Source organism: Cyanobium sp. CH-040 (genome assembly GCF_024346135.1).
GTDB lineage: Bacteria > Cyanobacteriota > Cyanobacteriia > PCC-6307 > Cyanobiaceae > NIES-981.
On sequence record NZ_JAGQCJ010000014.1, the window covers coordinates 1 to 14,057 of the forward strand.

A 14,057-nucleotide genomic window follows, 5' to 3' on the forward strand; every position below is an offset into this window, starting at 1 on the left:
CACGGCCTCCGCCTTCTGCTGCGCCGTGAACCGGCGACGGGTCTTGGTGGGGTTCGACATCGATGGACAGTCTGGTGGTCAGGACGTGACCCTTGTCGACTTGTCCTCAGAATCGGGGGAACCCCACCTGGCGCATCGAGTACACGTGAAAAGGCTCGGGCCGGTTGGTGTCGCTGGCCGGCTCGGCGGGGTTGGGGCGTCTGCCGAACAGCTCCAGCGTCTTGGCTTTGGGGGTAGCGGTGAAGGCCACGAAGGTGATGCCGGTGTCCTTGGCGCGGGCGGCCATCTGGGCGGCCAGCACGTCGTCCATGCTCACCTCGCCACCATCGTTCAGCTCGGCCAGCTCTTCTCCGCTGAGCACGGCCTTGAGTTTGGCGGCGGCCTCTCCGCTCTGGGAGCTGTGCGCCTCATCGGCGATCACGGCGAAGCGTTTGCCCTGGGTGGCCGACAGCTTGCGCACCTCCTCCAGCGCGAAGGGGAAGGTCTGGATGGTGCAGACCACGATCTTCTTGTCGCCGGAGAGGGCCTCGGCGAGCTTGCTGCTCTTGCTGCCCTCATCATTGGTGATGCTGGCCACCACGCCGGTCGTGCGTTGGAAGTCGAACAACGCCTCCTGGAGCTGGGTGTCGATCACGTTGCGATCGGAGACGACCAGCACCGTGTCGAACACCTTGCGGTTGTCGTCGTCGTGCAGTTCGGCGAGGAAGTGGGCAGACCAGGCGATCGACTTGGTCTTCCCTGAACCGGCCGAGTGCTGCACCAGGAACTTGCCTCCCGCACCCTCAGCCAGCACAACAGCCAGGAGCTTGCGGGTGACATCCAGCTGGTGGTAGCGGGGGAAGACCACCTCCTTGATCTGCTTCTTCTTGTCGCGGCTGGCCACCAGATAGCGGCCAAGGATCTCCAGCCAGCTGTGGCGTTCCCACACCTCCTCCCAGAGGTAGCCGGTGCGGTAGCCACGCTCGGGGTCGAGAGGGTTGCCGGCGCCGCCATCGTCGCCACGGTTGAAGGGAAGGAAGGTGGTGCCTGGGCCGAGGAGCTTGGTCGTCATGCGCACCTCCCGGGTGCTCACGGCGAAATGCACCAGGGCACCACTGGGGAAGGAGAGCAGCGGTTCTGGGCTCTGCCCCTTGGGCCTGGGGTTGCGATCGAAGCGGTACTGATCCACCGCATCGTCGATCGACTGCGTGAAGTCGGTCTTCAGCTCGGCCGTGGCCACCGGGATGCCGTTGAGGAACAGCACGAGGTCGATGCTGTTCTCGTTGTGAGTGGAGTAGCGCAGCTGCCGCATCACCCTCAGCCGGTTGGCGGTGTACCGGCTGAGGATCTCGGGGTTAAGGGCGAGGGCCGGCTTGAACTGGGCCAGCTGCAGCGGCTTCCTGAGGCCAAGGAGGTCGATGCCCTGGCGGAGCACGTCCAGGGTGCCGCGCTGATCCAACTGAGCCCGCAGGCGGTTCAGCAGGGTGTCGGCCGCATTGGCGCCATGATTCTTCTGCAGCACCTCCCAGGCGTCGGGTTGCGTTTCCTGGACCCAGGCCAGCAGGTCGGCGGGGAAGACAGCACGGGCTCGGTCGTAGGCAGCGGCATCGCCCTCGGCATAGAGCCAGCCATGAGCACGCAGGTGCTGAGCGATCTCGGCTTCGAAGTTGATCTCCTTGTGAAGGCTCATTGGTGCCCCACCGTGAGGGTCTTCAGCACATGCCGTAGGGCCTGCTCCAGCTGGGTCATTGCTTCAACCAGCTTCGCCTGAATGGCTGGCCACTCCTCCTCGGGCGATCGATAACCGCCTGGGAGATCAATCCGGAGGCGACAGGCACGGCGACTGTCGAGTCGCTGCCAACTGACCGGAAAGCTAATGGCGTTGTCGATCTGGGCCTGGGAGACCAGTAGCTCATCGAAGATCCGAGTGTTCTCCTCCTCAGCATCCTTACCGCGATCGATGTACAGTTCTGCTCCGCACTCGCTTTGGGTGACGACGTAATTCAGGTTCAGCCCTCGGATGCCTGAAGAGACACCAAGCCATGAGTAGGAACCTGGAGTGATGTGGGAATGAAGCTTTGCGCCGGGGTGTGCGACCAGAGCAGTCCACCAACGCTTGCGGATGTCGTATCGCTCCGCCAACTCCTGCTTGGCTCGCCCCGTTTCCTTCGCCTCTTCTGATGGGCCGACGATCAAGGTGAGGAGAGGTGCTGCAGGTGAATCGCCAATCCGCACAGCCTCGACCTTCACTAGATAGAAGTCCGCATTGCCCGACTCATTCAGCCAAGCCATGGCAGCAACGTGTTCTGGCCTAGGTTCGGAAACGATCCAGATCCCACCCCTGGCGCTTCGGGCGGTGAGGTAGGTGATGAGCTTGCCCAGGTGGTCGTGGTTGCTCTTCTCAAGTTGGTTCTCGATCACATAGGTCGTGCCATCCTCGTCCTCAGCGACGAGATCAATGCTGAACGAACCCGCTGCCTGCTCCCGATCTGCCGTGACGAGATTGAGATCGAGGGAATCGTTGAGAATGTCGATGTTCTCCTGTAACCATTGGGTGAAGTCGTACGCTTCATGTTTCCAAACCTCACGCAGAGGAACCCGTTGGAGCTTGCCGATCGATGCGTGGATCATGCGGCAACCTCAGCTGGAACGACACCACGCACGTCGATCTGGCCGCTAACGGCGGCGGAGATCAGAGCGGAGCGGCGCTCCTGCAGGAGGGCAACAGCTCTGGAAGCATCTGTCATCAGGTCATCAAGGTCCTTTGTAATAGCGGCAACCTTGTCGACGATTGCGTCTTGCTCACACAACGGAGGCAGAGGAGTGACGAGAGTTTTCACATCAGGCATTCCAATTGTCTTAAGAGTGGCCCCTGCCGTCAGTCGATCAAGCTCCGCAGTCATCGAACGCAAACGCAATAACAGGTATTCAGGCCTTAGTTCCTCACTGCAAACCCAAGCGATGAAGTGTTGGGAAACTGCCATTGGCCTAGTGGTTATGGCACAGCGGCCGATAGTTGCATCGCGTGAGAACACAACTACTCGTTCGGGCAATAGCCTAGCGGAAGAATTTTCTATGCCAAGCGAATTGATCGAGTAAGCTGTTTCGGTGATGTAGTCATGATCTCTAAGATAGCCAGTGTCATTCAGGGACACCCAGGGGATGTCGCAGTTCTGCCAGTAGGCATTAATCTTCCGATCAGGTGTATGGCCACTCTCCATGCGAGCAACGTGCTTCATTCGCTTGATCTCCCAATGCTCCGGCACCTTCCCCAGCCACTCCACCCCTGAGTCCTTCATAGGCACGTCTGGGTTCAACCCCTTGGTGACGGCATGGGAGATCGCGGCCTGGCGCTTCTCTTGGAGCAGCTCGATCAGCTGCTGCTGCTCGGCGATCAGTGCGTCGATCTTGGCGGTTTCGTGGTCGAGGAACGATAGAAGCTGGATCTGCTCGGCTTTCGGCGGAAGGGAAAGCGCAATTCGACCAATTATTCCTGCATTTAGGTTTGCAAGCCCAGTCGTAGAACTTGAATAGTAGTTAAACTGATGTCGAGAGATGTCACTATTTAGCCAGTACCAAACAAGTTTTGGAAGCAACATCGAGCAGGGTGTGATTCTCTGCATGAAGTTCGAGTAGCAACAAGACAGCGCCTCGACTTCGTCTGTGACAAGGGAAGTCTTTCCAATGTGTAGACTGCTACCGCTTGATTTTGTAATCACCAGGTCCCCAGACTTAAGGGATGCTCCTTTTTTCTCTTTCTCGGACAGATAGCGATATGCCGGCTGATCGATTACCCATAGTCCGTCAACGGTCTGCTCTGTAGAGCGCAGAACAATTGTGTCACTCCTTCCTGTCGGCTCCTCTCCCCAAACCCCACCATTATTAGCAGTCAAACAGTTCTTGAGTTGTTTGACCTCCCAATGCTCCGGCACCTCTCCCAGCCACTCAACGCCGCTATCCTTGTATGCCGGATACCTGGGAAAGCTCATGCCGACAGCCCTCCGATCATCTCCAGGATCCGATCCGTCACCTGCTTAAGCTCTGCGTCGATCACCTCCAAGGGCCGGGGTGGGGTGAACACATAGAAGTGGCGGTTGAAGGGGATCTCGTAGCCGACCTTGGTCTTGTCATGGTCGATCCAGGCATCCGGCACGTGGGGTAGCACCTCCCTTGCGAAGTAGGTCTCCACGTCTTCGGAGAGCGGCACGTTCTCCGTATCCCGCAGGCTACTGTCGGCCTGTGGCTTCCCCTTCGCCTTGCCCCGCTGGCCCAGCACCACGTTGCCGGCCTCGTCGCGCAGAGGCCGCTCCACCGTGATTGTGCGGTAGCCGAAGTCCTCGTTGCGGAAGATCTTGCTGATGGGCTTGCCGTCCTTCTCCACTTCCTCGAAGCGACCGAAGACCTGGGTGATCTCCTCGATGTGCTCAGGGCTCAACTCCTTGCGCTTGCTGCCCAGGCTCTTGCGCATCTTCTGCCAGAAGCCGCTGGCGTCGATCAGCTGCACCTTGCCCTTACGCGCTTCAGGCTTGCGGTTGGACAGGATCCAGATGTAGGTGCTGATGCCCGTGTTGTAGAACATGTCGGTGGGCAGAGCCACGATCGCCTCCAGCAGATCGTTCTCCAGCACGTAGCGGCGGATCTCGCTTTCGCCTGAGCCAGCTCCCCCGGTGAACAGTGGCGAGCCGTTCAGCACGATGCCGATGCGGCTGCCGCCTTCGCTCGCTGGGCGCATCTTGCTGATCAGGTGCAGCAGGAACAGCAGTGACCCATCGCTGACCCTAGGCAGGCCGGGGCCGAAGCGACCCTCGTAGCCCATCAGCTCGGCTTGCTTGCGGATCTCCTTCTCGATCTTCTTCCAGTCCACCCCGAATGGTGGATTGGAGAGCATGTAGTCGAACAGCAGCTCCTGAAGGCCGTCGTCGCTGAGCGTGTTGCCGAAGATGATGTTGCGGATGTCCTGGCCCTTGATCAGCATGTCGGCCTTGCAGATCGCGTAGGACTCCGGGTTCAGCTCCTGGCCGTACATCACCAGCCGGGCCAGCGGGTTGTGCTCCACCACGTGCTCCTCGCTGACGCTCAGCATCCCGCCGGTGCCCACGGCCGGGTCGTAGAGGGTACGCACCACACCCGGCTTGCTGAGGGCGTCGTCGTCTTCGATGAACAGCAGGTTCACCATCAGCCGGATCACCTCCCGGGGGGTGAAGTGCTCCCCGGCGGTCTCGTTGGATTCCTCAGCGAACCTGCGGATCAGCTCCTCGAACACGGTGCCCATCTCGGCGTTGCTCACCACCTCCGGGTGCAGGTTGATCCCCGCGAAGCGTTCGGTGACCAGGTAGAGCAGGCCGGCCTTGGCCAGCTTGTCGATCTGGGTGTGGAACTCGAAGCTCTCGAAGATGTCCCGCACGGCGGGGGAGAACCCCTGCATGTAGGCCCGTAGGTTCTCGCCGATGTGGTCCTGGTCCCCCATCAGCCGCTTCATGTCGAGCGGTGAGGTGTTGTAGAAGAGCAGGCCGGCCCTCTTGAGCAGGAACGGCTCGGGGTTCAGGCCGGAGGCTTCCCGCAGCTCCTTCTCGGCCAGCACGTCGGCCTTGGTGGCCTCCAGCACACAGTCCAGCCGCCGCAGCAGGGTGAACGGCAGGATCACCTTGCCGAAGTCGCTGCGCTTGTAGTCGCCCCGCAGCAGGTCGGCGACTGCCCAGATGAAAGAGGAGAGGTTCTGCTTGCCGGTGGGCTGGGGGCCGACTGGTGCTGAAGCTGCCGTCATGCTGCGCTGAGGAGTGGACTGAACCGAGGGACCTAGTGAGGGTGGCGTGGCCGCCCCAGCCAGCGCAACAGAGCCCCCGCGCCCCCTGCCGTTCACCACGATGCCCTTGGCCACCAGCTCGGCCTTCACAGCGTCGTAGGTGGCCTCGTCCCAGTCCAGAAGCGCCCGCAGCTTGCCGTTCCCGGCTTGGCCCTGCAGGGCCTCCAGGGCACCGAGGAACTCGTCGAGCTGCTCCTGGTCGGGCATCAGGTGGGGGGTGACCCTGTGGGCATTTTGAGGAGGCCGGACGGATCTGCCTGCGATCAGAGCGACTTTGTCGGTTCCCACTGCATGCAGATGGGCAACCGCTAATCCCTGATGGATCTCTGAACCGACGCGTCCATCCAAACAGAGTCCTGGGCCATTCTGGTCAGCATTGTTACTCTTCTGATCCATTAAATTCTCAGGCTCGGGGGCAATGACACTGCCTAAGGCCATTCAGGCCATTAAGGCACAGCGCCTTGCAAGACTGCAATTATGGCCGACCTGATCAAAGTCTCAATCCGAGGCATCGCTATAGAGCGAGTGACAAGACTCTTGAGTTAGACCTGAGGCAATTGACTATGAGGTATAGCCCCTTCTCTTGACCAGAGAAATAACGGCAGCGATAGTCTCAGTCAATTCGGATCTATCTGGGGCCGCTTATTTCTGCTAGCTTCTGGCTATTGCAGCAGATGCATCCTCGGCCGGGCGCACCCTTCTGGTCGACGACTTTTGCTGTCGGCAAATAAGCACTCTGTCCTAATTGAGCTATGACTGAACCTGGTAACGACACCTCATCTGAATCTGAAGAACACAATTCATCTTTATTTGAAGGGGAGCGTGTCTTCGACCTCTGGAAGCGAGGGGTCTTCCCCTCCCACTGGGCGATCATTCCTGTAGCAGGAAAGGACACCTACGTCTCAGGCTGGCAGAACGAAGCACTGTCTGAGAAGCAGTGCGAGTCTGAATACCGCGCCAAGAGCGCCTATCGCGGGCTCGGGGTGGTCACCGGTCGCCTCTCCCATGGCCTGGTGGCGATTGACATCGATGGGCCCGAGGCTGACGCGAGGCTGAAAGCCGTGCTCGGGGATGCCTACGAGCCGCTGGGCGAGGAGACGACGATGTCGTGGACGTCTGGAAAGCCAGGTCGGAGGCAGATTCTGTACCGGCTTCCGGAGTTCTTGTATAAGGAACTGGATCACGTCAATAAGTTAGTTTTGCGTCTGGACGGCACTTGGGGGCTGGAGCAGGACGACCTCCAGACCCGCAAGGCGGCTGAAAACGACTACGAAGAGGTCGTTATACGCTTCAACAAGTGCCAGAGCGTTCTTCCAAACAGCCCGCATCCAGATACCAAGAAGCCGTACCGGTTCCTGAACTACAACGGGGGCAAGCCTGCTGAGGCCCCAGCCTGGCTGTGCGATGTGATGGGCTCGTTCCGCGAGCCTGTGGAGTTCCTCTCCGAGGAGGATCTGCGTGACCTGACCGACGAGGTTGGAGAAACCCTGCTGCCGCCGCCTCAGATCCGAGGCTGGTTCTTCAAGAAAGACGGCCCGGTCCAGAACGCATTGATACCGAGGCTGGAGGATCTGATCTTCAAGCACCCGAACTTCAAGAGGTGGAAGCCTCGCGGGGGTTCCCGGCCTCAGATGATGAACTACTGCCCCTGGCATGGTGGCTCGTCGGGGACAGCGTTCCAGTTCAACCCCGAGAACGGTTGCTGGGACTGCAAAGCCTGCGGGGTTGGTGGTGACGTCCTCGACTTCGTCCACAAGGTGGAGACCGGGGACATGGCTGTGGGCAAACCCACGGGCCCCGCCCTGGAGAAGTACGTCCAGCGGATCGTGACCGAACTCGGGTTCCACTACCCGGATGATGCGCTGCCGGTGCAGAAGACCACCGAGGTGCCGAAGGTCACCATGGGGGCGGATGAGTTCCTTGAGCAGTTGCTCAAGATCTACAAGGACAACAAGAACCCGGCTGTCCAGTTGGACAAGATGGCCCTGCTGGCGCTGGAAACAGGACGCCGGATGTCTGGCTTCCAGTGCATGGAGGCTCTCAACGAGTACCGCTACTTCAAGAAGAGCGAGGAGGCCAACAACGCTGAGTGGTGGGAGGGGGTCCAGAGACTCAACCCGGTGATCCCCGATCTACTGGTGAAGCCCTCCCAGGTGATCCTCCATGCCGCAGGCGGGCTCGGGAAGACCTCAACCTGCCTGGCCCTGGTCAGAGCGATCCTGAACCGCAAGACGATGAAGGTCCGGGGCCTCGATGTCGAGGCAGCCGAAGGCAACGTCCTCTGGATCAGCAACGACCAGTCGGTCGGAAAGCTGCTGCAGGACTGCGAGGACAATGATATTGACTACAAGTCACATCGGTTCATTGTCAAGAGCTACTTCCAGCTCAACCATGTGCAGAAGATGCGGGAGTGGATCCTCAAGTACAAGCCAATCTTGGTGGTTGTAGACAGCCTCGGGAGTGCCTCCACCCGCATGCAGGCCGAGGAGCACAAGAAGGCGTTCGCCATGCCTCTCTACGAGTACGCCGCGATGAACGGCAGCAACGACGAGGACGGCTTCCCGGCGACCTGCTTCTTGTGGATCCACCACGACAACGCTCAGGGAGAGCTTCGGGGGACCCGCTACCTGGCCGCAGCGGTGGATGAGACCTGGCACCTCCGGAAGCCCACGGACGAGGAGCTGGAGAGCCTCAGGGAGCGGGGCAGGAAGGCGGAAGCCTGCCGGATGATCCAGATCGGGAAGTCCAGGCTCGGGAGGGAGGGGGACCTGTTGGTCAGCGAGAGGAATGTGGACTTTGAGTTCACGTTGGATGACTACACGCCAACGCAGAGGAGGGAGAACAACGGGCAGGGGGATCCGGATCCTTACACGATGGTGCTGAAGGTCTTGAAAGACAGGACCGAGGATCCGGAGAATGATCCAATGACGGTCGCTGAGATCTATGACGAGATCAAGTCGATGTGTATCGGGCTCGGGTTGAAGGTCCCTTCAGACAGGAGCGTGAGGAACTGGGTCGGCCGGTGGGTCAAGAAGGGGCTGGTGAAGGAAGGGAAGAAGCGGGTCTCAGGTGAGAAGGGGCGGCCAGCCCCCACCTACCGGGTCAACAGCTCCTCCCCCCTATATATGCACGATTATGAAGGTATTTTTTCCGAAAATACCCCAAATCAATTGGGGGAGAAGGGAAGTGATTTTCGGAACGACCCCAATTTCGGAAAGGCAGATCTTTCCGAAAATGCCCCTGATTCCGAAAATCCCGAGGACGTTCCAAGCGTCTCGGGTGGGACTCCCGAGACCGGTCAGGCATTTTCGGAAAGGGCGGCCGAAACCAGTGAGACCTGGGAATCGTTCCGTAAATCAGATCCCACGCCCCGCAATGGATCTCAGGCAATTTCGGAAAAAGGAGCGGTAGAGGCACATATAGGGGGGTCTGGCCCCGAGAACGGCGAGTTCTACCCGGATGGGGTCACCCCGGTCTGGACCCCTGGTGGGGCGCCCATGACCGAAGACCAGTTCATGTGGGAGTTCTTCTACGACGACATGCTTCGAGATCTGGAAGCGGAGCGGCGGGCTGAAACCAAGAATGGGGAGGCTTTGACACAGTCGAGCTGTGGGTGAAAAATCCCAATCCTGCCTCGATAATCAGTCATATCCATCGCGCTGAGAGTCGATTCCAGACTCAACTATTGACTCGGTAAGAGGGTTGTTGGTTAGAAAGAACTCGACTCAAACGGCCAGTCACTGGACTTAGATGTCAAGAGTTGAACCGCAGGGTCATCAATTCCTGTCGAGCGACTGCATTCCACGCCCTTGAGAAGTTGACAAGATCATCATCAAGGTGTTATCAATGAGCCCTGTTGTCTCAGGCAGTCTCACCCACGGATTGGCCTCCATTGACTCCTCAGATGTCCAAGCAACACTGGCGAGTTGTTGTTATGATCGAAACACCAACTCCTTGAGCCTGCCATGCCCAAGGTCTGTCGATCGGGCCAGGCTCGGACACTGACGCCCGCTGAGCTTGAACGGCTGGTGATGGCGATTCCATCCATGCCTGTACGGACCCTCTGCCAGGTCATGCGCTTCACAGGATCGCGGGTGCGGGAGACGACGCTCCTCACTTGGGCATGCCTGCATCACGATCGCATCGTCTTCAGGCGCGTGACCACCAAGACCAGCACCACCAGGGAGCCCCTGATCGGGCCGAGGCTGGCTGCTGAGCTCGTGGCCTACAGGGAGTGGTGGTGCACACTAATCGGAACCGCTCCAAGGCCCTCCGAGTACGTTTTCCCTTCCAGGACATCTACGACACAGTCGATCAGCCCTCAGGCGGTCGACAAGGCCCTGCGGAAGGCCATCAGGGTGGCAGGTCTGCCAACTGGTTGCAGCACCCACACTTTCCGGAGAAGTCTGGCGACTACCATGGCCATGCAGGGGATTGATTTGAAAACCGTTCAACGGTTTACCGGCCACACAAACCTAAACATGCTGGCTCGATACATTGATGTTTCCCCCGAGCGCGAACTGTCAGCGTTAGCAACTATTGGGGGGTAACTCCGTGCCTGCCTAGAGGTTCTGTCTCCTCAGGTTGCTCACAGACAAGGGGATGTGAAGCAACTAGGGGTTGGGCCGCGACAAAAACCTCGACCCCACGCAACGCTACATGGCCTGCCCCACGCCCACGTGACGCCGATTAGGAGTTTGCAAAAAAGCCCTTTTTTAGGTCGCATCTTTCCTTCCCGCGGTCTGATTTCTGCCTGACTCAGCTGATCTAGCTGTGTCAGGTGTCCGGAGCCCTCAGTTGCGCTGTCTGGGGGACTATTTCTGCTCCTCCGCTGCCACCGTCTGGCCACACCTCTGGGCAACTGGATGTTCATGACGCCTGCAGAGTAGGATTGAGAGGGTTGCCCAGCCCGATGAGGTTGTAGGCGATCACGTACAGGCCAAATACGGCGCTGACGTTCTCCTGGCCGCGCAACTTGAATTGCCGCAGGCCTGCGCACTACTTGATCCAGCCGAAGACCTTCTCGATCCCCCGGCGGGCGTTGATCGACTGCGTGTAGCCCTTGTGACCGGTGGTGCGGCCATCGATCGCCGAGCCGCCGGGGCGAGCGGTGTTCTGGGCCACATGCGGCGTCACGCCCAGCCGGCGCATCTGGGCCACGAACCCTTGGGTGTCGTAGTTCTTGTCGGCGCCGATAGTCTTCTGGTGGGCCCCGCTCAGATCCGCGGCCATCGCCCTAGCCGCCTCCCGCTCGCCGTAGCCGTCCGCCAAGGTCACGCGACAATCAACGATCAGGTCATGGCGGTTGTCCATGAGCACGTGGCCCCGACAGCTGAGAACTGCTGGATGGACGATGGACTTGCGGGCCAGCAGGGCGTCGGGGTCGGAGCTGGAGCGGTGGGTCTCGTTGCTGAGCTTGACGCCGCGAAAGTCTCCTTTGGCTCGCTTCTTCCCTGCTTTGGGTTGTCCAAATCCCTCTCCCGGCCCCGAGGGTGGTGGCGGTGGGTCGTCCTAGCCATCGATCCGCTCCAGTGAGGCATGGGAGGCCCAGGCCTGCAGCAGGGTGCCATCCACCGAGAAATGCTCGTTGCTGAGCAGCGGTTTCACCTCCGGAGCCCCCATCAGCTTGTCAAGGAACCTGCCCATCACCTGCTCGTTCAAGAGCCGCTCACGGTTCGTGGTGAACGTCGTCGGGTGCCAGATCGGATCATCGGGACTCAACCCCACAAACCAGCGGAACAACAGGTTGTAGTTGAGCTGCTCCAGCAACAACCGTTCGGAGCAGATCCCGTAGAAGGCCTGCAGCAGGGAAGCCAGCAGCAACTGCTCCGGCGGAACCTATGGCCGGCCCTCGAAGGGGGAAAGCTGGCAGAAGGTGGGGTTGAGGCGATCGAGGGCCTGATGAGCCAGCTTCCAGATCCGCCGCAGTGAATGGTTGGCCGGGATCCGCTCCTCGATCGACACGTAGGAGAACAGGGAGCCGCTGCGCTCCTGTTGACCTCGCATCAACGACTGAGCAGTTATCCCATTTTGGCAGTGGCGGCGGGGTGTTTCCGCGAACTCCTAATGAGCTCTGGTGGATATCTGTCACCCAACCTATCTATCACTTCTCATCACGTGGTCGTATTTGGTTTTCTAGGTTCTCCAGAAGGCTCGAGCGACTTTTCTGTCGACCGACACCCGTACAAACGAAAGAGCTCTATTACGATTTGCATCAATGCATTGCTGGAATTCCAGGTTGCCTACAATTGCTTCGAGACGCAGGGATTTTGCATGGCACGTGTTATCATCAAAAATCAATCTCCTTTCGCTACGATCAACGACATAAAGGCTGGGCTTAACGCAAATGGATCATGTGATCCTAGTCTCAAATACCTTGGTAGATTCGAGCTTGCTCCGGACGAAGAACGAGAGGTAGCACTTGTCGAGGAGAACACCGACCTTTACTGGAAAAATGTCCAAGAGTATTACTGGAGGCACCAGGCTGTAACCGGATCTGATGACATTGTCAATCTTGTAGCCTCGAGCATTGTCCAGTCCAGTATGCAAGTTGATATCTGTAATCGTGAAAGCCTAGTCTCAACTTCTGATCAATTGGCCGCCGCATCGGCAAATCTTTATCGCGATGGCAGATCTCCGGATATTTTTGCAAGCCTTGATGTTGGCAACGGCATCCTTTTTTCCATTGTCGGACGCAATCAAGATGGGTACCAGATCCGGCGCAATGGCACAGTGATTAGCTATGAGTGGCTATGGCCTCACGCTCGTGATCCTGGCAAGCTGTATGTTAATGAGATATCTACGCAGCTTGTGAGTAATGGCGCCAATATTGCCTTTACATGGGGCAGGAATGATGATCTCATGTTTGCCATAGCAGTTCGAGGCAATAGCGTATTCTCTACCATAGGCGAATATTGGAAGCACCGAGCAGATAATGCAGTCAACGTTAAGCCAGTATGGGCAGGAGAAGGTTTGGCTCGCTTCTCACGTTTTGATGTTGACGAGTTTCTCAGATTTCAAGGCAACCGCTGGGTCAGATTGTAATTCTCTATCTCGGCTTTCCATTTACATGAGTTACCCTGGCTGGATGGCTAGGCCCCGTGCCGGTGTGGACTACTCGAAGTCGTTCGGGGAGATACAGGCGGGTTTCCGTACGGATGAGGACTGTCTGGCGTGGCTGCGCTGGCCCTTAGGGTTCGTGTCTACCCGTCTTGCGGTCACGCGGGCGGCTGGCAGCTCGTTGATGGCCGGTTCGAGTGTTCTGGCTGTTATGCCCGCACCTCGATTACGGCGGGCACAATCTTCGATCGCACATGCACGCCGCTGACGGTGTGGTTCAACGCCTGCTGGCTCTTCGCGAGCGCCAAGGACGGCATCGCCGCGTTGAGCTTGAGGCGCACCCGGGAGATCGGCTTGATTCAGACCGCGTGGATGATCCTGCACCGGCTGCGCTCGGTGTTGGTGCGTCCTGGACGGGAACGGCTGACAGGCACCGTGGAGGTCGATGAGACCTTCATCGGCGGCGAGGAGCCGGGACTACGGAGTTTGTTGCCAATAGGGCTCCAGGCCAGCACTCGCAGCGCAATCCGGCTGCGCTGATCTCGGTTGCCCTGGCCGTTTTCGTCCTAAGCCCCATCAATGTGGTGCGCATGCAGCCCGCGCCGATGCCGGCAAGGCTGTTTGCCCTCATCCCGTCGCTACTGCCAGCGCCTGCTGCTGAGATTGCCTGAACCTGAACAACTTGAGCAGGTTGTGCGTGGCGGCGATCAGGTGCCACTCGCCGTTCACCTTCTCCAGGCCGCGCAACAGAAAGCGCCGCAGGCCTCGCCCTTCCTTGATCTGGCCGTTCACCGGCTCCACGATCGCCTTGCGCTGGGCGTAGAGCGCGCTTCCTTTCTTGCTCCGGAGCCTGCGGGCCATGCGGGTCCTGGCATCGGCATCCTTGTGTGCCCAAACGGGCCATTCACAGGTGCAAGGCAGCAGAAATGGGACATAAGATCACCCTTGTTGGGCACAGATCAATCCCTGAGCACAGCTAGAGGAGCCAATCAGGCGATGTCTGATCTCAGGAGCCGACCAAGACATTGTTCTAAGAGCCTCCAAAGGCTGAGACCCCATCAAGTTATTACGTTTTGCGAAGCTTTTGGAGCTGGCAAGTTCCGAGAAAAAAAGATCTCTAGCATTTATTTAGTATCCAATTCTACAAACAAAAATGATTGAGTTTAACGGTGTTAAAGTGTATGAGCAGGATGACCCTGCCCCTCCAGTCCCTTCC

9 protein-coding genes and 1 pseudogene are annotated in these 14,057 nt (G+C 58.9%); 4 read left to right on the forward strand and 6 right to left on the reverse strand.

What is annotated here, in order from left to right; genetic code table 11:
* Positions 1-106: 106 nt before the first annotated feature.
* From KBY90_RS11980 to KBY90_RS11995, 4 genes are read right to left on the reverse strand one after another with little or no spacing between them, the layout of a single operon-like run.
* Positions 107-1,669 (reverse strand): type I restriction endonuclease, encoded by a 1,563-nt coding sequence (locus tag KBY90_RS11980; protein ID WP_254968883.1) that lies wholly within the window; start codon positions 1,667-1,669, stop codon positions 107-109.
* Positions 1,666-2,610, reverse strand: a complete 945-nt coding sequence (locus tag KBY90_RS11985; RefSeq protein WP_254968884.1) for a DUF4268 domain-containing protein — start codon at positions 2,608-2,610, stop codon at positions 1,666-1,668. The genes KBY90_RS11980 and KBY90_RS11985 overlap by 4 nt, the downstream gene beginning before the upstream one ends.
* Positions 2,607-3,968, reverse strand: a complete 1,362-nt coding sequence (locus KBY90_RS11990; protein ID WP_254968885.1) for a restriction endonuclease subunit S — start codon at positions 3,966-3,968, stop codon at positions 2,607-2,609. The genes KBY90_RS11985 and KBY90_RS11990 overlap by 4 nt, the downstream gene beginning before the upstream one ends.
* On the reverse strand, positions 3,965-5,989 hold the full coding sequence (locus KBY90_RS11995) for a class I SAM-dependent DNA methyltransferase (RefSeq protein ID WP_254968886.1): 2,025 nt from the start codon (positions 5,987-5,989) through the stop codon (positions 3,965-3,967). The genes KBY90_RS11990 and KBY90_RS11995 overlap by 4 nt, the downstream gene beginning before the upstream one ends.
* 545 nt (positions 5,990-6,534) lie before the next feature.
* Here KBY90_RS11995 and KBY90_RS12000 point away from each other — a divergent pair.
* Positions 6,535-9,399: a bifunctional DNA primase/polymerase gene (locus KBY90_RS12000; RefSeq protein ID WP_254968887.1), complete on the forward strand. Its 2,865-nt coding sequence runs from the start codon at positions 6,535-6,537 to the stop codon at positions 9,397-9,399.
* A 348-nt stretch (positions 9,400-9,747) separates the two neighbouring features.
* Positions 9,748-10,332 carry a tyrosine-type recombinase/integrase gene (locus tag KBY90_RS15195; RefSeq protein ID WP_396122582.1) on the forward strand — a complete coding sequence of 195 codons (585 nt, stop codon included), beginning with the start codon at positions 9,748-9,750 and terminating at the stop codon, positions 10,330-10,332.
* Positions 10,333-10,651: 319 nt separating this feature from the next.
* Here the strand turns inward: KBY90_RS15195 and KBY90_RS12005 are convergent.
* A pseudogene (locus KBY90_RS12005) lies at positions 10,652-11,788 on the reverse strand (IS5 family transposase).
* On the opposite strand from KBY90_RS12005, the gene KBY90_RS12010 reads away from it, so the two are divergent.
* Positions 11,777-12,826, forward strand: a complete 1,050-nt coding sequence (locus tag KBY90_RS12010; protein ID WP_254968888.1) for a hypothetical protein — start codon at positions 11,777-11,779, stop codon at positions 12,824-12,826. The pseudogene KBY90_RS12005 and the gene KBY90_RS12010 overlap by 12 nt on opposite strands.
* Before the next feature lie 129 nt (positions 12,827-12,955).
* Positions 12,956-13,381 (forward strand): hypothetical protein, encoded by a 426-nt coding sequence (locus tag KBY90_RS12015; RefSeq protein WP_254968889.1) that lies wholly within the window; start codon positions 12,956-12,958, stop codon positions 13,379-13,381.
* Between the two features lie 87 nt (positions 13,382-13,468).
* Here the strand turns inward: KBY90_RS12015 and KBY90_RS12020 are convergent, their stop codons facing one another.
* Positions 13,469-13,765: a transposase gene (locus KBY90_RS12020; protein WP_396122587.1), complete on the reverse strand. Its 297-nt coding sequence runs from the start codon at positions 13,763-13,765 to the stop codon at positions 13,469-13,471.
* Between the last annotated feature and the right edge of the window lie 292 nt (positions 13,766-14,057).